Genomic DNA, 25,635 nt, shown 5'->3' with positions numbered 1-25,635 from the left:
CAAACAACGAAACAGGAAAGCCGCCTGGCATGTTGCCCGGCGGCTCTTTCCTGCTTGTGCTTACACAAACTCCCACATCCGGTCAGGATGGTTCGTGCAAATTTGAACCTGAGGATGCCACGAAATGACTTCGCGGATATGCTTCGGATCATCCAGCGTCCACGCGATGACTTTAAAGCCTTTTTCAATCGCGGCTACTGTTAGCTCACGATTCAGATACGGATATCCCATGGAGAGGATCGTAGCACCTGCTGCCTCCATCTGTTCCAGCATGAGTACAGGGCGACCATATACAATCAGGCCTGTCTGCACTTCTTGATCGAGCGTGCGAACGTGACGGATCAAATCGTGGTCAAATGAAGTCAGACACACCTCTTGCTTCATTCCATGCTTCTCTACAAGTGCGAGCACCTTTTCAGCGATACCCGGGTACATGTCACTTGTTGCTTTCAACTCGATATTTAGCGTGCAGCGACCTTTTACTGCGATCAGCACTTCCTCGAATGTAGGGATTCGCTCGCCCGCAAACTTGTCGCCAAACCAGCTCCCTGCATCCAGCTCACGCAGCTCTGCCAGCGTATGATCCATGACCAAACCGCGGCCATTGGTCGTGCGTTCCAGCGTAAAGTCATGAATCAGCACCGGAACACCGTCACGCGTCAGCTGTACATCAATTTCCATTGCTTTGATAGCTGGCTCTGCCAGAGCCAGTCGAATCGCTGTCATTGTATTCTCCGGGGCTTTGCCTGACCACCCGCGATGTGCCATACAAATGTTCATTTCGCCAGCTCCTCTATCATTTCGTTTCTGTTATTTTTTCAAAAGCTTGCTGCCTTTTTCCGTCGCCGCCTGCATCGCTTCATCTACAGTCGCTTGGCCAAGCATCGCACGTTGCAGTTCTTTTTGAATCACATCCTGCAATTCTTTGTAGCCAGGAGCCATTGGACGAGGATAGCCGTATTGCAGTTGATCTACCGCGACCTTGAAGTTTGGCTCTTTTTCATAGAATGCCTTCATTTCAGCCGAATCAATAGCTTCTGTCGTAACAGGCATATAACCGGAAGCGATTGACCACGGAACTGTTTGCTCGGTATCGGTCATCCACTTCATGAACTCCCACGCTGCTTTTTTCTCTGCATCGGTCGACTTCGCCAGCATCACGAGATTCGCGCCGCCCGTTGGCGTACCAAGCGTTTTATTGGCTGGCAAGAAAGCTGCACCCATGTCAAATTTGGCATTTTTCTTCAATTCCGTCAAGGAGCCTGTCGAGGTAAAAATCATGCCCACTTTTTGATTCAGGAAGTCTTGCTCTGCTACATCCCACGCATTGTAGTTCTCTCCTGGAGGGTTTTTCATGATGCCTTCCTTCACCATTTTGGACCAGAGCTCAAGCGGTGCTTTTCCTGCTTCGTTGTTGATTGTCAGCTCCTTACCGTTCTCGCTCAAGATGTTGCCCCCGCCTTGGAAAACAAGCGCTTCGTAGAACCAGATATCAACTGGTGTAGAGAAGCCGTACCGGGTAATTTTATCTCCTTCTTTTTTGCTCAGCTTTTGCGAAAAGCTAACGAGCTCATCCCATGTTTTCGGACCGTTTGAATCAAGTCCTGCTTCTTTTAACATATCGCGGTTGATGTACAACAATGGAGTGGATCGGTTAAATGGTACTGCGTATAGTTTGTCTTTCCAATAAGAATTTTTCATGAGACCTGGAATGTACTTCTTTTCATCCCCCTGCGAGTAGGGAGTCAAATCTTCCAAGACCTTTGCATCCGCAAATGCCGCGATGGAAGCGATCTCGACCATCGTGACATCTGGATTATTGTTCGCTGCTACAGATGCCAGTACTTTGGAGTGGTTCTCTTGATACGCCCCTTGGTAGGCTGGTTTGACGATAATATCTTTATGTGTTTCATTGAATTTTTTGACCATATCCTCGATGGTTTTCCCACGAACGCCACCCAACGCATACCAGAAATCAATTTGGACAGGGCCGCTGGATGCTGTAGATGCTGCTGGCTGAGAAGTGCCGCCTGTACTAGCAGACTGTTCTTTTCCAGATGATCCGCATCCAGCCAACACTCCTGACAAACCGATAGTCAATGCACATAGAATCGTTCCCGTCTTTTTCATGGAAAACATGGTTTGATTTCCTCCCTAAGAGCTATCTTTTTATTTAGATTGGTAGATGAACGCTTTGATAATATGCCGTTGTGCCACGAAGAAAATCACGAGAATCGGTAGAATGAGGATCATGTTGCCCGCCATCATGACGTTCCACAAGGTTCCGCCGTCGGACATGTGCAAGCTGGATATTCCGATCGGCAAGGTGCGCGCCTCGTCGCTGTTGGTCATAATCAGCGGCCAGAAATAGTCGTTCCAGTGGTAAATAAAGCTGAATAGTCCGAAGGTGACCAGTACAGGCTTTGCCATCGGCACCATGATCGTCCACATGATCTTCCACTCGGAAGCATTGTCCAAACGCGCTGCCTCGATCACTTCATCGGGCACCTGCATGAACGCTTGCCTGAGCAGGAAGATTCCGAAAGCACTGGCTGCGTACGGCAGGATGAGCGACCACAGCGTATTGATGAGCCCCCAGCCACTCAATTGCACGTAGATCGGCAAAAAGATGACTTGTCCGGGAATCATCAAGACAATCAAGACAAGACCGAACAACAGATTGCGACCGGGAAACTTGTAGCGTGCAAAAGCGTAGGCCGCAGGCACCGCCGTCAAAAATTGCAGGATCAAAATCCCTACCGCAACGAGAATGCTGTTCCACGTAAACATATGGAACGGACCTGATTCCCAGGCTTGGGCGAAGTTGCTCCACTCCCACGTCTCAGGCAAAAGCGTCGGGGGAAATTGCAGGACCTCTGGCATCGTTTTGAAAGCCGTCGATGCCATCCACAGAAACGGGAACACAAACAGGAAACCCACAATCAAAAGCCCAATCCATTCCACGGTCTTGCGTGAAGCCAAAACCACTCGATACATGCTACTCCTCCTTTCTCATGAGTTCATCAGCGATAATGCACGCGCTTGGACATCACCAGGAAATGTATAGCTGTTAAAATCCCTACCAGTATCAGCAAAATGACAGAGGCAGCCGAAGCAATCCCGCCATTGTAGAAGTCCATGCCCTGCTGATAAATGTAGTAGACAAGCATGTTCGTGCTATTGATTGGACCACCCTGTGTCATAATGGCAATCGTGTCGAACGCTTGAAAGGATGTGATCGTATTGATAATGAGCAGAAAGAAAATCGTTGGCGACAGCATCGGTATGGTAATCCGTCTCAGCGTCCGCCACCATGGCGATTGATCGAGTGCTGCTGCCTCGTATATATCGCCCGGAATGCTTTGCAAACCTGCGATGAAAATGAGCGTGTTATAACCGACAACTTTCCAAATGCTGACGATAATCAGTGACAGCAACGAGCTTTTCGGATCAGTCAGCCACGTATACGCAGGCAATCCGACCGCTTCCAGTCCTGCGTTCAACAGGCCAAACTGCGGGTCCATCAGCCACATCCACAGCATGGAGACAGATACCAGCGAGATGATGTGAGGACTGAAAACAGTCGCCTGAATAATGCCGTACACCTTTGCCTTTTTATTCAGCCACAGGGCGAGCAGGAAAGATAACGTCAAGCCGATCCCCACTGTCGCAATGGTAAAGACCACGGTATTTCCCAATACTTGATGAAAATCTCCGTCTACCATCAAGTCCTGATAGTTTTGCAAGCCTACCCATTCCATTTGCTCCAAATTGATCAGTGACCAGTCCTGAAAGCTCAAATAAATGATCGAGCCAATCGGGTAAAAGAAGAACAGGGCAAAGCAAATCAATGCGGGTGCCAGATACAAGTACGGACGCAGCCGGGATGCGAGGTCAGACCATGCAAATGCCGGCGAGCGCACTTCTGTTTTCGACTGGCTTACACCCGGCAACTCCTGTACAGTTGCCGCTTTTCGCATCAGCTATCGCCTCCTGCACGTGTCGATACAGGCACTCGTCCACTCATGCGACCCACTCGTTTTCCGCTCCCTTTTTCGAACACATATATGTACGCCCACGGTACAGTGACCGTAACCGAAGAGCCGACCTGCATCGCGACCTCCGAGTCCGCTTTGACGATGACCCTGCCTTTTTCCGTCTCCACGTGAAGGAGCGTGTCTGAGCCGAGAATTTCCCTGGATACGACCTGACCTCGTGCGTTCCACATCTCTTCGCTCGTGATGGCAGAGACACCAGTAGGGAACAACACTGCTTTTTCCGGGCGGAATCCCCATACGTGTTCACTCTTACCCTCCGCTGAAACAATGTTCATCGGCGGAGAACCAATAAATTGGGCAACAAACAGATTTTCCGGCTCCTGATACAAATCCATCGGGGTCGCTACTTGCATAATGTGTCCGTCATTCATGACGACGATCTGATCGCCCATGGTCATCGCCTCTACCTGATCATGTGTCACGTAGATGAAGGTGCTGCCGAGCTGCTTGTGCAGGCTGGTCAATTCCACTCGCATCTGATTTCGCAGCTTCGCATCGAGATTGGAGAGTGGTTCGTCCATCAGGAAGACCTTTGGCTTTTTCACCATAGCCCGAGCGAGTGCAACACGCTGCCTTTGACCACCGGAGAGCTGAGATGGCTTGCGCTTGAGATAATCGGATAGCCCGACGATTTCCGCGATCTCCTCGACCAGCGCCTGACATTCCTTTTTCGACGTTCCCCGGTTTCTCAAGCCATAGGCGATATTGTCGTACACGTTCATAGTTGGGTAGAGGGCGTAGTTTTGAAAAACCATTGCTATATCACGCTTGCCAGGTGGCAATTGGTTCACCGTTTGATCACCGATTATGATTTTGCCGTCCGTCACTGTTTCCAAGCCAGCGATCATCCTGAGTGTGGTTGATTTCCCACAGCCGGACGGACCTACCAGAACCGTAAAGGAGCCGTCTGGAATGACCAAATCTAATCCTTTGACCACGCTTTGATTCTGAAAGGCCTTCGTTACCTTCTCCAACACCACACGTGCCATCTGTTTTTATTTCCCTCCTTGTGCCTTTGCGGCCAGCATTTCCGTAACAAATGCCTCGAAATTGGCGTAGCGGTAATCCGGAAAAGCGTAGAGCCAGTTCTCTTGTCCGTACCACTCCAGTACGACAGACTGCACACCCGCTCCTACCGCAGCCAGTACATCATAGCGACTGTCACCGATCATTATGGCTTGCTCGGGACGTTTGTCCAGCGCCACCAATGCTTTTTGTACAGGCTCAGCCGACGGCTTGCCTCGTGATACGTCATCGACAGTCACGATTGCCTCAAACAGATGCTCAATCCCCGCCATCTCCAGACCAGCCAATGTAAACTCCCGTTGCTTGTTCGTGACGATCGCCATCGCAAAGCCCGCCGCCTTCAGCTTTTCTAACCCTTCGCGAACAAACGGAAACAGTTTGACGTGTTCTTCATGATGCTCCCGTACATAGGCGAAGTACCTTTGCAGCACTTCCTTTTTGTCTGGGACGCCTGCTGCTGTAGCAACTGCCGCCAAAAAATCATCAAAAGATTCTCCAAAACGCGCAAGAAGCTCTTCCCTGCTAAAATGTCCCGGTGCGTATTGCCGAGCAGTAAAGGCAACGGCATCCACGACCGCATCCCGACTGTCCAGCAAGGTCCCGTCCAAATCAAATAACAACGCTTGAATCAAGGGTCTTACACTCCTTCCACAGCAGGGGACTTCCGACTGAGACAGCTGTCGCTCCATGCTTTAATACTTCCTCCATCTGTTCCCGCTTGCGAATCAGCCCGCCAGAAATGATCGGGGTATCGATCACACTACGAAATTCTTCGATAAACTCCGGCAGTAAACCAGGCATCAGCTCAACAGCGTCAGGCTGTGTATCTTGCAGGGAAGTTAAGCCTGATTTAATTGAGTCGCTATCGACCATAAACAAGCGCTGAATCGTCAGCAGGCCTTGCTTTTTCGCCAGCTTGACGAGTGTGTTGCGCGTAGTGACGATTCCGTCTGGCTTGACGTAATGCGCCAGAAATGCGATGCCTTCCCGGTCATGACTGATTCCGCCTATCCGCTCCAGATGAAGGAATACAGGGATATTCTTCGACTTAAAATAATCCACGTAGCCCTTGATCACACCAATGTTGCCAATCGAGAGCACTACAGCACTCAAATTTGCCTCTGCCGCTTTTTCTAGATACTTCGCTTCTTTTACGGAAGCGATCAGCTTGTACTGTGCCAGTCTTGCATGAAATTGTTCCTGGTTCACTCGCTTAAGCCTCCTTATGCCCAAGACAAAAAACCCTGCGACATGACAATGCCAAAGAACTCTCGATGAAAGTGCTTGGAAAGCTGTCGGGGGTTTCTCCATGGCTCCAACCGAAGGGATGTGTTCACTTGTTACTTTGAATAGTACTGTACGAGCGTTAAGGAATCTTGAAGGGAATGTTAATAAACCGAAAAGTTCATGTAAGGATGGAATTGACGGAACCGAAGAGCAGATGTATGATCCATCTATATTCAAATAATCAAATATTCGAAAATACGAAAAGAAGGGTTGCAATCATGAAGTGGGCACCAAGATTCGAAGGCTACGATCTCGTTTCCTTTCGAAAAGACTGTGTATCAGGGTTAATCGTCGGCATTATCGCCATACCATTGGGGATGGCATTTGCTATCGCCTCCGGAGTAAAGCCTGAGTACGGGATCTACACAACCATTATCGCCGGAATATTGATTTCTCTCTTTGGCGGTTCCCGCTATCAAATCGGAGGACCTACAGGCGCTTTTATCCCGATATTATTTGCAATCGTCATGCAATACGGTTATGCAGACTTGCTCCTCGCTGGATTCATGGCAGGGATTCTCCTTGTTCTCATGGGGGTTCTACGGCTGGGAGGGCTGATCAAATTCATTCCGCGCCCCGTCATCATCGGATTCACTTCGGGGATTGCCGTTATCATCTTCTCCGGTCAAATTGCCAATTTTCTCGGCCTGGAGCAGCTGCAAAGACACGAGGATTTTTTGTCCAACATGGGGGAAATCGTCCTTCATCTGAACACGATTCATCTATACAGCGTTGCCATTGCGATTTTGAGTCTCGCCCTTATTTTGGTGACTCCCCGATTCTTCCGAAGCATACCGGCCTCTCTCGTCGGACTCGTAGTCTCTAGTGTCGTTTCTGTCCTCTTTTTGGAAGGAAAGGTAGCGACGATTGGCTCTACCTTTGGAGAGATACCGAGTACATTACCCGGCTTTTATTTTCCTGAAATCACATGGGAACGTGTCCAAAAGTTACTGAGTCCAGCCCTGATCATTGCTATACTAGGAGCGATAGAGTCTTTATTATCGGCTGTCGTCGCCGATGGGATGACACGCAGTCGCCACAACAGCAACCGGGAATTAATCGGCCAAGGAATTGCCAACATCGTGACCCCGTTATTTGGGGGAATTCCGGCTACTGGCGCGATTGCGAGAACAGCCACTAACATTCGAACCGGGGCAACATCCCCCATGTCTGGCATCATTCATGGTCTGGTCGTTTTGCTCATCTTGGTACTGTTTGCCCCTTACGCCTCGCATATTCCGTTGGCGAGTATGGCGCCGATCTTGATGCTGGTTGCCTGGAATATGAGTGAGCGCAAGGAATTTGCCCACATGCTAAAAGCAAAGACGAGCGATTCTTTTGTGCTGGTGCTCACCTTCCTTTTGACCGTTTTCACCAATTTAACCGTCGCAATTGAAGTGGGGTTGGTGCTGTCTATCCTGTTGTTTGTCAAACGAACGCGTGATAGCTTACGGGTAGCTCAGGTGCTGCCTGATCCCTCTTCCAAGAACGACAAAGTCATGCCGCATATGGTTACCGAGGGTCACGATTGCCCGCAAATCAGCATCTACACGATTGAGGGGCCGCTGTTTTTCGGGGATGCCGACTTGTTTGAAAGCTCCCTTATGCAAACCCTTCAGCGACATCCAAAGGTATTGCTGCTGCGGATGGGAAAAGTCCCCCTGATGGACATGACCGGGGAAGCGAATTTGTCCCGGATTGTGAAACAATGTATGGACCAAGGGACAACAGTCCTTTTTTCCGGAATCCAATCTGGCCCCAAGAAAATCTTGCAGCGTACGGGACTATATGACTTCGTAGGCGAAGCTCACTTTTTTGCTCATACTGGAGACGCGATCGCGTATGCCCTCAGTCTTCTTGATACTGGGAAGTGCCTCGGATGCAAGCATTTTGCCTTCCGCGAATGCACGCGCCTGTCCACTCCTACTGAAACTTCCACATGATGTTACGATTGGAGGAACCTATCATTGAATTTGGAACTACAACAATTTAAAGCAAATTTTTTCAAGGCGTTGGGTCATCCCCTGCGGATTCGGATTCTGGAACTGCTGGCGGAAGGAGATAAGAATGTAAACGAGCTTCAGACGCTCATCGGGAGTGAAGGCTCCGCTGTTTCCCAACAGCTCGCTATTTTGCGGAACAACAATATCGTGTACGGAACGAAGGACGGAAACAAAGTCACCTACTCACTGCGTGATCCGATGATCATTGAGCTATTGGGTGTGGCCAGACAAATTTTTAACAATCATCTGATTGATACGATTTCTATGCTGGATCGTTTTAACGAGGAATGATCACTTTGGTTTGAGTCAGCATAGTGGAGGAGAAGAAAAAGCACAGTTCTCTTCGACTCTGACACGCCCGCAAGAGGGAGTGGACTGTCCGTCTACACTTCAAAAAGGGGACCGTCGAGCCAAAGCCACCCTACGGGCGGAAGTTTCTCTTAGAAGAAGTGTTCGACAAGCGGGTCCCCTTTTTGAAGTTCCGACTGGGTAGGCGTTGTCAAGGTCTACGAGCTCTGTGCTTTTTCTTCTCACCAGCTTTATTGGCTCAGCGATACCTTTTAAAACTACAAAAACGCCCAGGACCTTTAAACCGTCCTGGGCTTACCTATTTTTACTGGGAAACGGCAATGACTGCATCCAATGCGATCAACGCTTCTGCTTCGATGGCTTTTGCCATTACATCGGTGTGCGGGTTATACGAGTCGAGCAAGTCTGCATCTGCATATCCGTCAATTGCCAAAATAGAGCCTGCCCTCATACCGCGAAGCGCCGCAATTACGAAGAGAGCGGTGTTTTCCATCTCGACTGCCAAAACGCCGGCTTTTTGGTACAGCTTGTGCGGGAATTCCAGCACCCCAATGTAAAAGACATCGAGTGTCAGCGTGATTCCTTCGAATACCTTCAAGTCTGATGCGTTTGCTCCTGCTGCTTGTACAAGCGCGTCCACGACATGGCGATTGGCAACAGCCGGGAAGCCTGCCGGAACCAATTGACTGGTCAAGCCGTCTTGGCGAACGGCTGCGGAGCTGATGACGAGGCTACCTGTCTCGATTTCCTTTTGGTATGACCCGGCAGTTCCTACGCGAATGATGACCTGAACGCCGCCCTTCGCCAGCTCCTCGAAGCATACGGCTGCTCCCGGTGCACCTACCCCATGGCTCACTACCGCTACCTCGACACCTTTCCACGTACCCGCATAGCTGTGATACTCGCGGTTTTCCCCGATTTGACGCTGATCGTCGAGTTTCGATGCAATCAAGGCTGCACGTTTTGGATCACCGCACACGATGACGCGCTTGGGCAGTTGTTCTGGATCTACCTTTAGATTCGTCAACATCTCAATCGAACTCCTTTTTCTCCCACTCATCCTCTGGGATCGGCAATACTTCACCCGAGAACCGCTCTTCACGAAACGGGTCTGCGATCAGGTGAAAACCATTTTGCTCCCAGAAGCCGGGCTTGTTTTCCGTCATAAATTCAATTCCTCTGATCCACTTCACGCTTTTCCAGAAATACAGATGTGGAACAACCAGGCGAAGCGGCCAGCCGTGCTTGTCCGTCAGTCGCTCTCCATCAAAGGAGTGAGCCAGCAGCACATCATCACGCTCCAAATCAACGAGCGGCACATTGGCGGTATAGTTGTGATCACCGTGCAGCATGACGAAGTTCGCCTGAGGAGTCACGCCAATCGCCTGTAGAAAATCACGAAAACGCACGCCTGTAAACGCATTGTCAAAACGCGACCAGCGCGTCACGCAATGAATGTCGCTCGTCACTGTCACCTGCGGCATCGCCATGATCTCTTCGTAGGAGAGCGTCACTTCCCGATCTACCTCACCGAAAACGCGCAGCGTCCATTCGTTCATGTCATACACCGGCACGTCTCCCTCATGCAAAATGGGAAAACGCTCTGTCAGGATTTGTCCTGGCGGAAGTCGTCTGGCGAGTTCCGGTTCCACTAGGGCGGGTACTTTCATTTTTTTGATCCGATCCGCCTTGTTCATATCGCATTTCCCCCTGTCTACGCTGTCTATATGGCCTGTGTTTAACGGGTGCTCTGCTGATGGGCGCTGCCGATCTGACTCTTGTTCTTCAAGAAGAACATCGCCACAATCGTCAGCACGTATGGCAGCATGGCAGTGAACTGAGTCGGAAGCGAAAAGCCCTGCAATCGAATACTAAGGGCATCCATCAATCCAAACAAAAGGCTCGAAGCCAAAATACCGAGTGGATGCGACTGCCCCATCATCATCGCTACCAATGCGATAAAGCCTCGACCAGCCGTCATACCTTCTGTAAACATCGTGACTTGCCCCAGTGAAAGCTGTGCCCCTGCAACCCCGCACAATGCGCCACTCATCACAATCGCCAGCATCTGAAGTCCCGTCACTTTCAGACCGAGACTGCGAGCCGCAACGGGATTCAGACCAACTGCGAGGACGCGGAAGCCCGTAACCGTCCGATAAAAGAACACATACAACAAAATCGCAGCCAAAAACGCAAAATACACGAGCGGCGAATGACCAGAGACAATACCGCCGATGACCGGAATATCGTGAATGAAAGGAATCTCGACGGTTGGCAAGCCAACCATATCCTTATCGTAAAACGCCCCTTTGACACCGAAGATCGCCCGTAGTGCAAATGTCGTCAACCCCAGTGCGAGAAAGTTAATCGCCACACCGACGACGATTTCATTCGCCCTAAGCTTGATCGTCATGTACGCGAATAAGAGAGAAAAGACAATGCTAGCCAGCGCTGCAATCAAAACAGCCAGAAAGAGATTCCCGGTAAAATGATTGCCGACAATCGCGGAAAAGGCACCGACCAGTACCAATCCCTCCAAGCCAACATTAAAAATCCCGACACGTGCGCAGAGCGCTCCACCCAAAGCTGCCAACAAGATCGGCGTGACCATCCGAATGGTAGAACTGAGGAGGGACCAATCAAAGAGCTCCATGCGATTCCCCTCCTTTTGCCTTCCGCTTTTTCCACCAGTCGTAGCTGAACTTGGCGGAGATGAACAAAATCAATACGGCTTGTATAACACTTGCCAGCTCCAGCGGCACATCCGTATTGCGCTCTACACCCATGGCCCCTGTCTGAAAAGCAGCAAGCAGGATCGAAGTCACAATGATGCCAAGTGGGTGCGAGTTCGCAAGCAGAGCTGCCATCAGGCCCGTCCAGGCGAAGCCCGGTACAGTCAGCGCCCCGTCCACAAAGCGATAGTGCGCCCCCATTACCTCGACTGTTCCCGCCAAGCCAGCCAAGCCACCACTGGCAAACATCCCGGTCAGCATCACCCGAATCCGATTAATTCCTCCGTATTGAGCAAACAGCGAGTTTTGACCCAGCATCTTCACTTCATAGCCAAATGGGGTAAAACGAAGGACCCAGAACAACAGCAGCGCTGCAACGATCGCAAACAAAAACCCTGCATGTACGCTCATCCCTGCAAACAGCTTCGGAAGCCAAGCACTTTTCTCCAGCATGACGGTCTGTGCCAGAGCCGCAGAGCCCGAACGATCCCGGAATGGCTCTGTCACGAGAAAACTCGCAAACAATACCGCGATGTAGTTAAAAAGCAACGTAGAGATGAGTAACGGAATACGAAAGCGGGCTTCCATAAAGCCTGGCAACAACGCCCAGAACCCGCCGACCGCCATTCCTGCGAAAATACCCGCCACTATTTTGATCATTCCCGGTGCTGGCAAATAGATCGCAACTAACGCAGCACTTACGGCACCCAGCACCATTTGCCCTTCCGCCCCCAGATTGAATACCCCTGCCCGAAATGCGAGGGAAAGACCCAAGGCAATTAGCATGATAGGCGTAGCTCGCGCTAATGTAGACGTAAAGAAATAAAAACTGCCAAAGGCCCCTTTCCACATTTCCAGGTAGGTGCCCAAGATCGATTCGCCAACTGCAGCAATGACCAGCGCCCCGGTCAACAAGCCGATGACGACAGCCAAGAACGGCTGAACCAATGACTTAGATAGCTCTTTGATTGCTGCCATGAATGCTTCCTCCCGCCATGATCACGCTGATTTTTTCTTCGGTTGCCTCCAGGCGTGAAAGCTCTCCAGCGATTCGCCCTTTATACATGACCAAAATCCTGTCAGACAAGGCGAGAATTTCGGACAACTCGGACGAGACCAGCAAGATCCCGTCTCCCTGATTGCGCTTTTCGATCAGGGCCTGATGGATGTACTCCATGGCACCAATATCCACCCCTCGCGTAGGCTCAGCCGCAATTAAAAACGGGGTCTCATGCCCCAGCTCCCTTGCTACGATCAGCTTTTGCAAATTTCCACCTGACAGATTCCCTGCCAGCTCCTGCAATTGTCGGGAGCCTGTCTTGATGGCAAACTGCTCAACCCAGCCTTTTACGACTTGGCGGAATTTCTCCCGCAAAACGACGCCGCGGCGGTTGTAAGCAGGCTTTCGCTGATAACCCATCAACGCATTTTCCTCGACGCTTGAGAGTTTGGCTGTTCCCCACAGGTACCGATCCTCCGGAATATGCGCCAAGCCAGCATCCCGAATGGTGGCTACTGATTTGTTCGTCACGTCCTTGCCGCCTAACCGCACCGTGCCCTCTAGTGCCGCTCGCAAACCACTGATCGCTTGCAGCAGCTCGGATTGTCCATTCCCGGAAACGCCTGCAATTCCTACGATTTCCCCGTGGTGTACGGTAAAGCTGACTTGATCGAGCAGAGTCTGCTTTTCTCGAACCGAGAGATTCTCCACCTGTAACAAGGGGCCTTTATCCAGAGGAACTCGCTCAGCTAGCTCCTGCAATTCTCGTCCGACCATCAATCTTGCCAAATCATCCGCATTTGTCTCATTCCGCGAAACCGTTCCCGTCACTTTGCCTCCGCGCAGTACCGTAATACGATCGGCTACCTCCATGACTTCCTGCAACTTATGTGTAATCAAAATGACGCTCTTGCCGCTCTTTGCCAAGTTTCGAATCGTTTGCAGCAGGTCGCGTACCTCCAGCGGGGTAAGGACAGCGGTCGGCTCGTCCAACACGATAATATCCGCTCCCTGATACAGGACCTTCAGAATTTCGACCCGTTGCTGTTCCCCAATCGAGCAATTCGCTACCTTGGCCTGCGGATGTATCGGAATGCGATACTGCTCACTCAGCGCCCGCACCTTGTCCTCCGCGTCATTTCTTTTGAAAAAACCCGCCTGCTTCGGCTCATATCCAATCACGATATTTTCAGTCACACTGAATTCTCCGAAGAGCATAAAGTGCTGGTGAACCATCCCAATTCCATTTCGAATGGCGTCCTCTGGTCCGCGAAAAACAACTGGCTTGCCGTTTAACAGAATCTCTCCCGATGTAGGCTGCTCCATCCCGTACAGCATCCGCATCAGTGTCGTTTTGCCCGCTCCATTTTCCCCGACAACCGCGTGGACTTCTCCTGCTGCCAGTGAGAACGACACCTTGTCGTTGGCGGTAAAATCTCCGTACTTCTTGGTCATGGCCCTCATTTCCAAGCGATCGGTCATTCCCACTCCCTCATTTCTGTACGTCCTTTTATGAAAATAGAAGACCGACTACACAGCCGTAGTCGGTCACATCCCTCACTGTGCACAAGCTTTTTACGTGCGTGTTTAGAATTTATCTGGTACTTTGCGGGTGCCTGCTACAATCTCATCGCTGATCGCTTTCACTTTATCCACGACTTCTTGTCCGATAAATGCGTTCAGCGGCGTCTTGCTTTCGTGCGTGACATAGGTTACACCAACACCTTTTTCCTTCAAGCCGTACGCCACTACACCTGGTTTGAACGTTCCTTCTACAAAGGTTTTCACGGTTTCATAAGCTGCCGCGTCAGTTCCTTTCAGTTGGGACAGAACAATATGCTCTGGATCAATCGTCGTACGGTCAACGTCTTGGCCTGCTGTGAAGAAGCCTTTTTCCTTCGCCGCTTCGAAAACGCCGAGGTCGCCTACTGCTGCTGCACCGTTAATGAAGTCAGCGCCTTTAGAGGCTTGGAGCAAAGCCAGTTCCTTCGCTTTTGCCGGGTCAGTAAAGCTTCCTACGTAGTTGACCATCAGCTCTGCTTTTGGATTCGTTGCTTTCAAGCCCTCTTCGAAGCCAACTGTCCATTTTTTCAACTGCGGGATATCAAGAGCAACAACCATACCTACTTTGTTCGTTTTCGTTGCCAAACCTGCTGTTGCTCCCACCAGGTAAGCCGCTTCCTCTTCGCGGAAGGTAACACTGCGAACGTTTGGCAAATCCACTACAGTATCAATAATCGCAAAATTACGGTCAGGATTTTCGGTAGCTACTTTTTTCAATGCATCCTCTGATGTAAAGGAAGATGTGATGATCAAGTCATAATTTTCTGCAACAGCCACGCGCAGATTTTCTTCAATCGCTCCATGGTCTGTAGATTCAATCGTTTTCACTTCTGCGCCCAGCTCTTGTGCGGCTTTCTTTGCACCATCATCCATTTGTTGGAAGAACGGATTCACACCGATTTTCTCGGGCAAAATCAAGGCAATTCGCTTTTTCGCCGCGCCCTCTTGTCCTGCTGCTTGTCCCCCTGACTGCTCTGCCGGTGCGCTTGTGCCAGTCGAGCACCCTGTTGCCAATACTGCGAATGTCGTTAATGCCAGCAATAACTTCTTCATGATGTATCTCTCCCTATCCGAACTTTACGTTTTTCTTTATCCTATTAGGTAATGTACGGCTTTTTATCCATTTTTTCAATACTATTTACGAATATTCTCTTATAGAATTAATTTATCGTTCGTTTATTCCTCCTCATCTTTTACAAATACAACAAAAAAACTCTCCCCGGAGGAAGAGTTTGCGTACGAAGCCGTTCTCTTCCTCATCTGTCAAAACCATCGTACATCGTACAGGTTTTGCAGGAATTGGCACCTTTCTGTTCATGCATAGACATGATCAGTGGTTGCCGGGCATCATCGGGCCAGTCCCTCCGCCGCTCTTGATAAGGTAGGTGAATGTATTTAGTTACAATGAAATTCATTCTAGCAGAACAGTTCGAAAATGCAATTCTTTTTTCTTAATTCCAAACACTTCTAAAAGTAAATCGAAGTTTAAAAAGTCGTCTTTTCAGCACCGAAAAATTGGCGAGAACCTGAAGAAGGAGGAGCGGAGTGTAGGGGACCTACATGAGCACCGGACTTCGAAGGTGAACGTCAATTTCGATGCCGAATCAGCTTTCAGAACTACTTCGTGATCAAAAGACGACTTTTTAAACAACCTCTAATTTACGTGAAAGGTTTGCTGGAGGCGATGAGACAACGTATTCAGCTCGCCCAGCTCTTCCGTAATCTCACGCACTTTTTGATGCTGGTTTTCTGCTGTCGCAAACAGCTCTTCTAGGTTGGCTACGGATTCCTCGGTTACAGCTGTAATGGTCGACATCTCGATGGCAACCTCACCGGAACGCACTTTTACCCGGTCCATGCTGGAGCTTACTTGATCAGCTGCTTGCAGGAAGGCCATCATACCGGCACGCACTGCTTCGATGGAGGCCACTGTTTTCACAGCCAGCTCTTGGCCTTTTGCAACAGACACTTCCCCGTTGCTCATATGCTGCACCGCATTCTCACTTTCCTGATGGAGTGACTTGAGAATGTCGGTAATCTCCTGCGTAGCTGTCGCGCTTTGTTCTGCCAGCTTGCGTACCTCATCCGCTACAACCGCAAATCCCCGTCCATGCTCGCCTGCACGAGCCGATTCAATCGCCGCATTCAGTGCCAAGAGATTCGTTTGTGTCGCGATCTGATTAATAGCGCCGACAATTTCCTCTACGCGATTCGCCTGTCGATTGAGCTGGTGAATCGTAGAGGCTGCTACATTGACTGCCTGCACAATTTGCTCCATCTGCGAGGACAGCTCGTTCATCATCTGAACGCTTTCTGACAGACGACGGTTGTTTTGTTGCGATTCCGTTTTCATTGCGTTGGTCTGTGTTGTGACTGCCTCGATTTCCTGGTCGATAGATTGAACCTCTTCTTCAATCTTCACCGTAGAATTCGCCTGCGATTCCATGCCTGTGGCGACTTCCTTGAAGGCTACCATCATTTCATCTGTATTGCGCTTCGTACCTTCTGCGTGCTCGTGCACATGATCGCTTGTACGATCCAGTTGCTCCGTCATTTGCTGGATGTTCAAAAGCATCTCTCCCAGACGGCGCTCCTTCTCTTCCGCTTCCTGCCTTGCGTCATGAGCTTTTCGCAAGGAGGTTTGTCCAGCGAGACATAGATACGTTACGGCTCCCATCATCATGAGAATCGTGACAATACGCATAAGCAAATTGAGCTCCGTAAAATCACCATCGAAAATCTCGTAGGTTCCCGTATAAAACCCGACAATCGTAACGATGATTTGGGCAATTCCCGCTGTTACGACCAGCTTCCAATCTAAATAGGCTGCCAAAAAGCCCATGACGATAAAGGCGAGGAAGGTAATCTCTTGGTAATCGGTAAAGTGATCGAAGGAAATAGCATAAAACATGAGTCCGATTGCTACCAGATAACGAATCACATGACTATCTTTGCGAACGAAGTAATATGGCGAAACAATTAACGTAACCAACAATCCCAAGGACGTCACTTTCCAGAAGTTCACATCCTCTTGGTAGGCAATGAGTCCCGCCATCCACAAATGATTCCATAGGATGAAAATCATAAAGCCTTCTTTGTCAGTCAAAGTATTGCGAACCAATTGAATCATAATTGCCCCCCTTTTTTTGTGTATCGGTTTCTTTCCCCATTATATAGCCAAACCTTTGGCAAATTTGTGAAAAAAGTGAGAACAGCCAAAAACAATTTCGAATAGGCTATTACACAACTCACACGTACAGGAGGCACATGGAGAAAAGTGGAACTGAATCAATTGCCAGCTACTGTGCTGACACGGACGATTAGCCGTCCGAACACCACGATTTACTATCCCCAATTGGCAGGCTTAGCCAACCAGCAAGCGGAAAAAGATATCAACCGGGCGATTTATCAAACGGTTCAAGGATTAATTCACGAGCAACAACGGGTCCAGGTACCGGGAAATACAGAAATGCAAGGAAGCTACGAAATCAAGACAAACGAACGCGGTATTTTCAGCGTCGTGTTGAGCAACTACGCCTACACACCACAAATGGCTCACGGCATGACCTTCCTTGGGTCGATCACCGCAGATATCCAAACAGGCAAGCTGTATACACTGCGTGAATTATTTAAGCCTGGAAGTGATTACGTCAAGGTGATTTCCGAAAACATCAAGCGTCAAATCAAAGAAAGAAACATCCCCACACTCAATGGCTTTACTTCCATTAAGCCCGATCAGGATTACTACCTCGCCGATAAAGCATTGGTCATCTACTTTCAGTTGTACGAAATTACGCCTTACTACGTCGGTTTCCCCATGTTCCCCATTTCGGTCTATGAACTGGAACCGCTCATCAATGAAAAAGGGCCCTTGAGTATCTTGTCCGCAGATTAACTACTGTGTCACGTATTTTTCGCCCAGGTGAGTGTCTGCTTCCAAGACACTCGCCTGATTCTATTTATGTCATAAAATCCATAATTTCGCCATCGAATAAACGTTTACTTATATGCCTGAAACTGCTAGTATGTTATTGTACATATTTACTTAAGCAATAAAGTGTACGATATATCGGACCAGCTTTTCTGGAGGTATATACTCATGCAATATTATGGTCATCGAATTAGCCAAACCGCAAGAATATTTAGTAAATCACTAAATGGGACGATGGCTCCCATGGGATTATACAGTTCGCAATGGGGTATTATCCTTTGCTTGCATTATCGTGAAGCGCTCACCCAGGTACAATTGAGTAACTACCTGAATGTGGAAGCGCCGACGATTACCCGGACACTCACCCGATTGGAAGAGATGGGCTGGATTATTCGCTCAGAGGGTGATGACAAGCGTGAGCGCTATGTGTCCTTGTCTCCGCAAGCAGTCGAACGGTTCCCGGAATGGCTGGAGGCTGCCAAAGAGCAAGAGGAACTGGCACTCCGCGGCCTTGACGAAGCAGAACTCGCTATCTTTAACCGCGTATTGAAGAAAATGAACGATAATTTACAGCCGTTGTAACAAGTAAAAAATGACTTCGCCCAAGAGCAGTTTGGTGAAGTCATTTTTTGTTAGCTATTTTTCCTAGTGGTAGTGAGGATAGTGTTGAGCTCTTGTTCCAATTGAATCAGTTCAAGCTGTATCTGTTGCTTTTGCAATTGCTTTTTCTGTTGCAGCACTTGTTTTTTCAAATCATTAGATTCTTTGTCATTTACTCCGTTCCCTGTAGAATTATCCTGATCCGGTTCCACTTGTCCAGTCGAGCCTATAGCAGCCAGGAAGGCGCCCAGAACTGCGATCCACCCGCCTACCGCTACCAGCTCACTCGCCAGATTTTTTTCGATCATTCTTCTTCCCTCCATTGCTGGATGGTTCCTCCTGTAAATTCTTCTTTATATCTTGAATACTGTCTCGTAATTGAGCAATTTGCTGTTCAATTCGTTTGAATTGCCTATCATCATCGTTGTCATTGTCATTGCAATTCTTATTGTTCCCGTTGATTTGCTTGTTCAATTGAATGAGGGGCTGTATCAGTTTTTCGTTGTCGCAGGCAGGCTTTTGGCATAATCTGGTTGTTTTATCAATGGCGAGTCTGACAAAGCCAATCGAAATAATCTAAAGTGCTAATACAGCGGTATCGTCATCATCATCACAAAAAAACATAGATACCTCCCTGCCAACAAAAGGTCGTGGTTTGATTATTGGCCCTTTTATACAATACGCTTCTGCCCAATCCCTCGTGACATCGGGACCATTACTTTCCTGATGCTGTTCTGTCATGAAAAAAGGCTCCCCACCAAGCACAAGCGCGCCCGGCAAGAAGCCTATTTCCTTCTGATCGTTTTCTTTTTATCCTAACGGTTTCGCGATATTGCGAGCCATCCAGACCCCGGCAGCTCCGGCCTGTGCCAGACCACGCGTAATTCTGGCACCATCTCCGCCACAGAACAATCCTTTGATTTCTGTTTCGAATTCCTCAGTCAGGAGAAGTCATTTATTAATTTCAATGTTATTTCCGGTCTTTTGAGGACGAATAAGACGAACTATCTCGTCACTCAACCAAAACAGGAAAGAATTGAATAGTGCATATTTCATAAATGGCCCAGAGTATCCAATAAACGAAGCGAGATCAATCTTATCGTTTTGATGTGAGAATAGTAAAAATAAAGGAATAAACAGTAATGGAGTCAATACCAAAAAGGTGACAATAATCTGAAAAATACATGATACGATCCATCGCGTACTCTTCAAATTTTCTGTGAGGGTATCTGATAATAAGGATACAGGAATTGAAACTATGAGGAATATTGTAACAACAACTAAACCATAAATAAATGCATAGAATAATGGATATTCTATATTTTTAAAAATAAATAAAATTATTGAAACAAAAGAGGAAATTAATAAGACAATGTACTTTATTTTCATATTTTTATTCCTCATCAATAGAATAAGCAGGGAGAGATTTCAGCGCTAACATAACTAAATGAGATTAAATTAAACTAAACATTACACCAGCCACTAAACTTCCCAATATTTTTTTCATTTTAGTTATTTCCCTCCACCTAAAATGTGTAAATTACATATAAATATTATCTAATATTCAAATGAATGTAAATGTTAAATTCTCCAGTTCCAACCCTTTGATAATTTATTTCCATAAAGACATATCAAAAGTATACAGTCACATAACGGTTTACTAATATGAAATATATCACTAGGATATACATACTTATTTCATGGCGGTTTTCTTCCTAACAGAAATATTCTTCAAAATGAAAAGACGTCACTAAACTACAGGAATAACACCAGCATTGACTTATAAGAACGAAATAATAAAAAAAGAACGTCTTGCCAAGCTGATATGGCCTAGCAAGAAGCTCTCTTTACAATTATCGTTTTCTTTTTATCCTAACCGTTTCGCAATATTACGAGCCATCCAGACCCCAGCAGCTCCGGCCTGTGCTAGACCACGTGTAATTCCAGCACCATCCCCGCCACAGAACAATCCCTTGATTTCTGTTTCGAATTCCTCAGTCAGTTTTGGACGAGCCGAGTAGAATTTCGCTTCCACTCCGTAGAACAACGTGTGCTCGGAAGCGATTCCCGGTGTTACCTTGTCCAGTGCTTCCACCATCTCGATCAAACTTTTCATCGTGTTGTAAGGCAAAACGAGTCCCAAGTCACCCGGTACCGCTTCCTTCAGAGTAGGCTCCAGGAAGCCTTCCTTAATACGCGCCTCCGTGGAACGGCGACCGCGCAAGATATCACCGTACTTTTGCACGATGACCCCACCGTTTGACAGATCATTCGCCCGCTTGCAAATTTCTCTCGCGTACTCGTTCGGCTTGTCAAACGGCTCTGTAAACGTATGAGATACCAAGAGCGCAAAGTTCGTATTCATCGAGCCCAGCGCTGGGTCTTTGTAAGAGTGCCCGTTTGCTGCCATAACGCCACTGTGGTTTTCCACGACCACGTGACCGGAGGGATTGCTGCAAAACGTCCGTACACGCGTTCCGACAGATGTATTGAAAATGAATTTTCCTTCGTACAAGTGCTCATTGATTTCGCGCATGACGACATCGGACGTCTCCACACGTACGCCTACATCGACTTGATTGTTGTACATTTTCAGACGGCGCTTCTTCAGGATATTCGTCAACCACGCGGAGCCATCGCGGCCTGGTCCGATTACCACGTAATCAGCTTCGTACTCTTGACCGTTTTTCAAGACGACACCTTTTACCTGATGTCCGTCTGCTTCTTTCACCGTAATGATGTCCTCGACTTCTGTCTTGAACATCATGTCGATATGCTTCTTCAAATGCTCGAAGATCGACTGGAGAATCTCCAGATTTTGCTCTGTTCCCAAGTGACGTACCTGCGCTCGCAACAGCTTGAGTCCAGCTGCATAGCCGCGCTGCTCGATGCTCTTGATCGTCTCTGTGGTCGGGTCAGTCATCGATTGGGTAGCCCCATGCTCCAAGTTGATTTCATCTACGTATTTGATCAGCCCAAGCACAGTGGAAGGGCTGAGATAATCTGTCATCCAACCGCCAAATTCGGTGGTGATGTTAAATTTGCCATCGCTATAGGCGCCTGCTCCACCAAAACCACTGGTAATCGAACAGGCCGGCAAACAGCCTGCGAAATCTTTTTTTCCTGCTGGCGGCGGGCAGAGCTTGATCTTTTCCTCCAGGATCGGACAGTGTCTGCTATAGATGTCATGCCCTTTATCAATCAACAGCACCTTGGCATTCGGTGCTTTTCGCATTATTTCATAGCATGTAAAAATCCCTGCTGGTCCTGCTCCTACAACGATCACATCATACTTATTCATTTCGTTCCCTCCCCGAAAAAATGCAAAAAATTCCCGGCCGACGAATAGGGTAGACCAAAACTGCCCTATTCGTAGCCGGGAATTTACGGTTCCCTGTAGAGACCCTCAAACCATATTTCTGAGGATATACGAATACAAATTACTATTTCATTCGTCAAGCCTGTGTTGTTCTTCACAACAATATGTATAGTAGCTGATAAGGTGAATCAAGTCAACCGAAAACAGCCTATTTATTCGTCTTTTAAAGTTATTTTTATCGTAAAGATGCCTTTACAATCTTCAAATGCACGGAAATCCGAACGTTAAAAACGAACATTCGTCATTTCTGTGCATGCCCCTCATCTGCTCGGGAAGGAATCCGTCACAAACGAGTAGAATAGAAGGAATTTTATGAAATATTCCAAAAAGGATGAGGCCTGTATATGCGGGATTATCGCTATTATCAGTCTGCCTTTGCCGGTGTTCCCAAGCCGTTCGCTTTCGTCGACCTAGATCTGCTGGAGGAAAATGCGGAGCAAATCAGCTTGCAAAGCAATGGAAAACCCGTTCGAATCGCGAGCAAGTCGATCCGAAGCGTTGCCATTCTCAAACATGTATTGCAGTTGGACGATTGCTTTCGTGGTCTCATGTGCTATTCCGCTCCTGAGGTGCTTCACCTGTGCGAGGCAGGCTTCGATGACCTGCTGCTTGGCTATCCACTTTGGGAAAAAAGCTGGCTTTTGTCCATCGCCTCTGAGATTAAGAACGGACGCTCCATTACTTTGATGATCGACTCTCTCCTACATGTCGAACAGCTCGAACAAATCGCGCGGGAAACGGGAACCAGACTGCCGGTCTGTCTCGATATCGACATGTCGTCTGATGTGCTGGGGCTGCATTTCGGCGTCTGGCGCTCGCCACTTCGCTCTCTCGAGGCGTCCCTCTCCCTTGCCAAGCGCGTCGCTTCCTCCGATCATCTCTACCTGGATGGTGTCATGGGGTACGAAGCTCAAATTGCTGGCGTAGGGGATCGATACCCTCGTCAATTCCTGAAAAACAGCATCATTCGTCTCCTCAAGCAATATTCCGTGAAAGAAGTGGCTGCTCGACGTGCCACACTGGTGAAGGCCATTCGCGAGCTAGGCATTTCTCTGCGCTTCGTAAACGGTGGAGGAACGGGCAGCTTGCACCTGACCGGGAAAGAAGACGCCGTTACCGAGGTGACAGCAGGCTCCGGATTTTTTTCGCCTGGGCTCTTTGACTACTTTCAAGATTTTCGGTTTCATCCTGCTGCCGGATTTGCTCTGGAGATTATCCGCAAGCCCAAAAATAATATCTACACATGTGCCGGCGGAGGCTACATCGCCTCTGGTTCTGCTGGGCGTGACAGACTCCCCAAGCCTTACTTGCCAGCGGGATCAAAGCTGTTCCCCAACGAGGGAGCAGGTGAAGTACAGACACCGATCCACTATCAAGGCATGGAAACGCTGGAGCTGGGAGACCCGATCTTTTTTCGCCATGCCAAAGCAGGAGAGCTCTGCGAACGTTTTACCCGGCTGTATTGCATCTCTGGCGGGAAAATCATCGAGGAAGTGACCACCTATCGGGGGGATGGATTATGCTCACTGTAAAGAAGCACGCGAATCACTGGACCAATTGGACAGGAAATGTACAAAGCCAGCCGAAGCAAATCGCGATGCCAGAGTCCGTGGATGAGGTCGTGCAGCTTGTCCTTGCTTGCAAGAAGGCAGGTACACGGATTCGAGTCGTCGGCTCCGGTCATTCCTTCACGCGGCTCGTCCAGACAGAAGACTGCTTGCTATCCTTGGATCATCTCCAAGGAATCGTCAGTGTAGACCCTGCCTCTGATACCGTTGAAGTCTGGGCAGGCACCAAGCTCAAGACACTCGGACACCTGCTGCATCAAGCGGGCTACTCTCAAGAAAACCTCGGAGACATTAACGCTCAGTCCATTGCAGGGGCCGTCAGCACCGGGACACATGGCACAGGCGTTCATTTTGGCAGCATCTCCACGCAAGCCGTCGGGCTAACAGTCGTGACCGCAGCCGGGGAGGTTTTGGAAGTATCCGAGCGAGCCCGGCCGGATCTGTTCAAAGCCATGCAAGTCTCTCTTGGTCTCTTGGGCATCATCGTACGCGTCAAACTGCGTGTCCTTCCAGCCTATCGCCTGCGCTACCAAAGCCGTCGCATGCAGCTAGAGGAGTGCCTGTCCTCTCTGGACACGTTTAAAACCGAGCATCGGCATTTCGAATTTTTTATCTTCCCGTATTCGGATACCGTTCAGGTAAAATTCATGGATGAGACCAGCGATCCCCCTAGCGGCAATCAACGATGGAGCTATTTGAAAAAAATGGTGGTGGAAAACGGGCTGTTTTGGCTCTTGTCCGAGAGCTGCCGATTGCTCCCTTCGCTCACCAAAAGCGTCAGCAGGCTGTCCGCCCAAAGCGTTCCCTCTGTCCATGAGAGCGGCTACAGCCATCAGCTTTTCGCCACCCCTCGCCTTGTTCGTTTTTACGAAATGGAATACTGCTTACCTGCTGAGCACATGGGCGAAGCCATACGGGAGCTGCGTCAGGCGATTGAGCAGGAACGCTTTGCCGTTCATTTTCCGCTGGAATGCCGGTACGTCAAAAAGGACGACATCTGGCTCAGTCCCGCTTACGAACGGGATAGTGCCTTCATTGCCGTCCACATGTACAAGGGCATGCCGTACGAAGCATACTTTGCCCGGATGGAGGAGATTTTCGCCCGATATGGCGGACGTCCACACTGGGGGAAAATGCACAGCTTGACCACCGAGAGGCTTCATCAGGTCTATCCGCGCTTGCCCGATTTCCTCGCCATTCGCTCTGAGCTCGACCCTAGCGGCTTGTTCGTGAACCCGTATTTAGCCGAGTTGTTTGGAATCTCCTGAAACACTACCTACCGAGCCTAAGACGACTCTCCAAAGCGTTTGGCGTCTCAGTTGCTTTCTCGGTTGTTTTGAGAAACTGCCGGAATCAGCTTTAGGGGAACGTATTATTAAGGCATGCTTGGTTCTATGGGTCCACCAAGAAAGAATTTGCTGCGCTTTTGGAAATAAGTGAGCGTACTCGGCCCTTTTCTCATTTTAAAAGGGCTTTTTTCATTTAATTAACCGAAGACTTATCTCCTTAAAGCAGGATAAATAATTTTGTTACCTTTAGGAAGAAAGTGGTATTTTTAAACCAATTGTAAAATGATACCATTAAGTAACACTACAATAATCTCGTTTAATTTTTCCACAGAAGTCTGCATTTCCTGTCTTGTTAAGGAGATGCTCTATAAAGGAGATGTAAGCCGTGAAAAAAGTCTATATCCTTATTCTCTCTCTCATAGGAATATTTGCGCTGAGTAGCCTTATTTACTTCCCTGGATTAAAAGTGAAGTCATTTGAAGAGCTTGGTTGGTTCAATAAAGAGAAGATCACTTATCTGAGTATTAATAAAAATAATGATAATGAATACGTAGAACTAACTGCCGAAGATATCCAAAAAGTACTAAATGATTTCTCTAAAATGGAACTTCAAAAAATAGCAAGAGAATCTGATGCTTTTGATTCTGATTCAAAAAAAACAAATGAAGAATCTCCTAAATACGTTATTGATCTGAAAGAAAATAATCAGGACATTGGTACAATATATCTTAATGACACCAACTATATAAAGTTCTATCAGAATTCTAAGGAAGAAGTCGACATATACAAAATTGTAAATAACCCTGACCTAGAAATTCATTCTGTTTTCGCATCTGCAAGAAATAAATGACCTGTCTCCCACCTAAAAAAGGGGTTGTTCGGTTTATCTT

25 protein-coding genes and 2 riboswitches are annotated in these 25,635 nt (G+C 48.4%); of the genes, 8 read left to right on the top strand and 17 right to left on the bottom strand.

The features are described 5' to 3' along the window. Positions 1–60: 60 nt before the first annotated feature. The 7 genes from E8L90_RS25320 to E8L90_RS25290 are packed head-to-tail and all read right to left on the bottom strand — an operon-like array spanning position 61 to position 6,293. A complete protein-coding gene (locus tag E8L90_RS25320; RefSeq protein WP_137031859.1) occupies positions 61–780 on the bottom strand; it encodes a glycerophosphodiester phosphodiesterase in 720 nt (239 codons plus the stop codon). A gap of 30 nt (positions 781–810) precedes the next feature. Next, complete coding sequence (locus tag E8L90_RS25315) at positions 811–2,139, bottom strand: ABC transporter substrate-binding protein (protein WP_137031858.1); 1,329 nt, start codon at positions 2,137–2,139, stop codon at positions 811–813. 30 nt (positions 2,140–2,169) lie between these two features. Further along, entirely contained in the window at positions 2,170–2,997 is an 828-nt protein-coding gene (locus E8L90_RS25310; RefSeq protein WP_137031857.1) for a carbohydrate ABC transporter permease, read from the bottom strand. A gap of 26 nt (positions 2,998–3,023) precedes the next feature. Beyond that, positions 3,024–3,980: a carbohydrate ABC transporter permease gene (locus E8L90_RS25305; protein WP_137031856.1), complete on the bottom strand. Its 957-nt coding sequence runs from the start codon at positions 3,978–3,980 to the stop codon at positions 3,024–3,026. Next, a complete protein-coding gene (locus E8L90_RS25300; RefSeq protein WP_137031855.1) occupies positions 3,980–5,047 on the bottom strand; it encodes an ABC transporter ATP-binding protein in 1,068 nt (355 codons plus the stop codon). Before E8L90_RS25300 ends, E8L90_RS25305 begins: the two co-directional genes overlap by 1 nt. Positions 5,048–5,053: 6 nt before the next feature. After that, complete coding sequence (locus E8L90_RS25295; protein WP_137031854.1) at positions 5,054–5,716, bottom strand: HAD family hydrolase; 663 nt, start codon at positions 5,714–5,716, stop codon at positions 5,054–5,056. Then, positions 5,694–6,293 carry a glycerol-3-phosphate responsive antiterminator gene (locus E8L90_RS25290; protein WP_137031853.1) on the bottom strand — a complete coding sequence of 200 codons (600 nt, stop codon included), beginning with the start codon at positions 6,291–6,293 and terminating at the stop codon, positions 5,694–5,696. The genes E8L90_RS25295 and E8L90_RS25290 overlap by 23 nt, the downstream gene beginning before the upstream one ends. A 296-nt stretch (positions 6,294–6,589) precedes the next feature. Here E8L90_RS25290 and E8L90_RS25285 point away from each other — a divergent pair, with 296 nt between their 5' ends. Together E8L90_RS25285 and E8L90_RS25280 are read left to right on the top strand one after the other, a co-directional pair. Then, the gene (locus E8L90_RS25285; RefSeq protein WP_137031852.1) at positions 6,590–8,314 is read left to right on the top strand and encodes a SulP family inorganic anion transporter; all 1,725 of its coding nucleotides are present in this window, start codon (positions 6,590–6,592) and stop codon (positions 8,312–8,314) included. Between the two features lie 24 nt (positions 8,315–8,338). After that, complete coding sequence (locus E8L90_RS25280; RefSeq protein WP_122962512.1) at positions 8,339–8,665, top strand: ArsR/SmtB family transcription factor; 327 nt, start codon at positions 8,339–8,341, stop codon at positions 8,663–8,665. A 322-nt stretch (positions 8,666–8,987) separates the two neighbouring features. Here E8L90_RS25280 and E8L90_RS25270 read toward each other — a convergent pair whose 3' ends face one another. The 7 genes from E8L90_RS25270 to E8L90_RS25240 all read right to left on the bottom strand — a co-directional run bounded on the left by E8L90_RS25270 (position 8,988) and on the right by E8L90_RS25240 (position 17,108). Further along, on the bottom strand, positions 8,988–9,713 hold the full coding sequence (locus E8L90_RS25270; RefSeq protein WP_137031851.1) for a nucleoside phosphorylase: 726 nt from the start codon (positions 9,711–9,713) through the stop codon (positions 8,988–8,990). A gap of 1 nt (position 9,714) precedes the next feature. Further along, entirely contained in the window at positions 9,715–10,380 is a 666-nt protein-coding gene (locus E8L90_RS25265; protein WP_137031850.1) for a sulfite oxidase-like oxidoreductase, read from the bottom strand. 41 nt (positions 10,381–10,421) lie between these two features. Beyond that, positions 10,422–11,336, bottom strand: coding sequence for an ABC transporter permease (locus E8L90_RS25260; RefSeq protein WP_137031849.1), 915 nt, complete (start codon positions 11,334–11,336; stop codon positions 10,422–10,424). Beyond that, complete coding sequence (locus tag E8L90_RS25255) at positions 11,323–12,393, bottom strand: ABC transporter permease (RefSeq protein ID WP_137031848.1); 1,071 nt, start codon at positions 12,391–12,393, stop codon at positions 11,323–11,325. Before E8L90_RS25255 ends, E8L90_RS25260 begins: the two co-directional genes overlap by 14 nt. After that, positions 12,368–13,897 carry an ABC transporter ATP-binding protein gene (locus E8L90_RS25250; protein WP_137031847.1) on the bottom strand — a complete coding sequence of 510 codons (1,530 nt, stop codon included), beginning with the start codon at positions 13,895–13,897 and terminating at the stop codon, positions 12,368–12,370. Before E8L90_RS25250 ends, E8L90_RS25255 begins: the two co-directional genes overlap by 26 nt. A gap of 105 nt (positions 13,898–14,002) precedes the next feature. After that, complete coding sequence (locus tag E8L90_RS25245; protein WP_137031846.1) at positions 14,003–15,031, bottom strand: BMP family lipoprotein; 1,029 nt, start codon at positions 15,029–15,031, stop codon at positions 14,003–14,005. 200 nt (positions 15,032–15,231) lie between these two features. Continuing rightward, positions 15,232–15,361: riboswitch (SAM riboswitch) on the bottom strand. Positions 15,362–15,632: 271 nt separating this feature from the next. Next, entirely contained in the window at positions 15,633–17,108 is a 1,476-nt protein-coding gene (locus tag E8L90_RS25240) for a methyl-accepting chemotaxis protein (RefSeq protein ID WP_137031845.1), read from the bottom strand. Positions 17,109–17,255: 147 nt separating this feature from the next. Here E8L90_RS25240 and E8L90_RS25235 point away from each other — a divergent pair, with 147 nt between their 5' ends. Both E8L90_RS25235 and E8L90_RS25230 read left to right on the top strand, forming a co-directional pair. Further along, positions 17,256–17,873: a DUF3298 and DUF4163 domain-containing protein gene (locus E8L90_RS25235; protein WP_137031844.1), complete on the top strand. Its 618-nt coding sequence runs from the start codon at positions 17,256–17,258 to the stop codon at positions 17,871–17,873. A 204-nt stretch (positions 17,874–18,077) separates the two neighbouring features. Further along, the gene (locus E8L90_RS25230) at positions 18,078–18,491 is read left to right on the top strand and encodes a MarR family winged helix-turn-helix transcriptional regulator (RefSeq protein WP_137031843.1); all 414 of its coding nucleotides are present in this window, start codon (positions 18,078–18,080) and stop codon (positions 18,489–18,491) included. 50 nt (positions 18,492–18,541) lie between these two features. Here E8L90_RS25230 and E8L90_RS25225 read toward each other — a convergent pair whose 3' ends face one another. Next, the gene (locus E8L90_RS25225; RefSeq protein WP_137031842.1) at positions 18,542–18,817 is read right to left on the bottom strand and encodes a hypothetical protein; all 276 of its coding nucleotides are present in this window, start codon (positions 18,815–18,817) and stop codon (positions 18,542–18,544) included. Positions 18,818–18,887: 70 nt separating this feature from the next. Between E8L90_RS25225 and E8L90_RS30990 the strand changes: the two genes are divergently transcribed. Beyond that, on the top strand, positions 18,888–19,037 hold the full coding sequence (locus tag E8L90_RS30990) for a hypothetical protein (protein WP_244297382.1): 150 nt from the start codon (positions 18,888–18,890) through the stop codon (positions 19,035–19,037). 48 nt (positions 19,038–19,085) lie between these two features. Here E8L90_RS30990 and E8L90_RS30985 read toward each other — a convergent pair whose 3' ends face one another. Next, entirely contained in the window at positions 19,086–19,250 is a 165-nt protein-coding gene (locus tag E8L90_RS30985) for a hypothetical protein (RefSeq protein WP_244297381.1), read from the bottom strand. 1,126 nt (positions 19,251–20,376) lie between these two features. Continuing rightward, on the bottom strand, positions 20,377–21,810 hold the full coding sequence (locus E8L90_RS25215) for an NAD(P)/FAD-dependent oxidoreductase (RefSeq protein WP_137031841.1): 1,434 nt from the start codon (positions 21,808–21,810) through the stop codon (positions 20,377–20,379). A gap of 52 nt (positions 21,811–21,862) precedes the next feature. Further along, positions 21,863–21,962, bottom strand: a riboswitch (purine riboswitch). 270 nt (positions 21,963–22,232) lie between these two features. Between E8L90_RS25215 and E8L90_RS25210 the strand changes: the two genes are divergently transcribed. The 3 genes from E8L90_RS25210 (at position 22,233) to E8L90_RS25200 (ending at position 25,595) form a co-directional block, all read left to right on the top strand. Further along, a complete protein-coding gene (locus tag E8L90_RS25210; protein ID WP_137031840.1) occupies positions 22,233–23,420 on the top strand; it encodes an amino acid deaminase/aldolase in 1,188 nt (395 codons plus the stop codon). After that, positions 23,408–24,724 carry a D-arabinono-1,4-lactone oxidase gene (locus E8L90_RS25205; protein WP_137031839.1) on the top strand — a complete coding sequence of 439 codons (1,317 nt, stop codon included), beginning with the start codon at positions 23,408–23,410 and terminating at the stop codon, positions 24,722–24,724. The genes E8L90_RS25210 and E8L90_RS25205 overlap by 13 nt, the downstream gene beginning before the upstream one ends. 406 nt (positions 24,725–25,130) lie before the next feature. Further along, entirely contained in the window at positions 25,131–25,595 is a 465-nt protein-coding gene (locus E8L90_RS25200; protein ID WP_137031838.1) for a hypothetical protein, read from the top strand. Positions 25,596–25,635 lie beyond the last annotated feature (40 nt).

The sequence above is a fragment of the Brevibacillus antibioticus genome, from assembly GCF_005217615.1.
Taxonomy (GTDB): Bacteria; Bacillota; Bacilli; order Brevibacillales; family Brevibacillaceae; genus Brevibacillus; species Brevibacillus antibioticus.
Note: the sequence above shows the minus strand (reverse complement) of the source record. Positions and strands in the feature narration are given on the sequence as shown.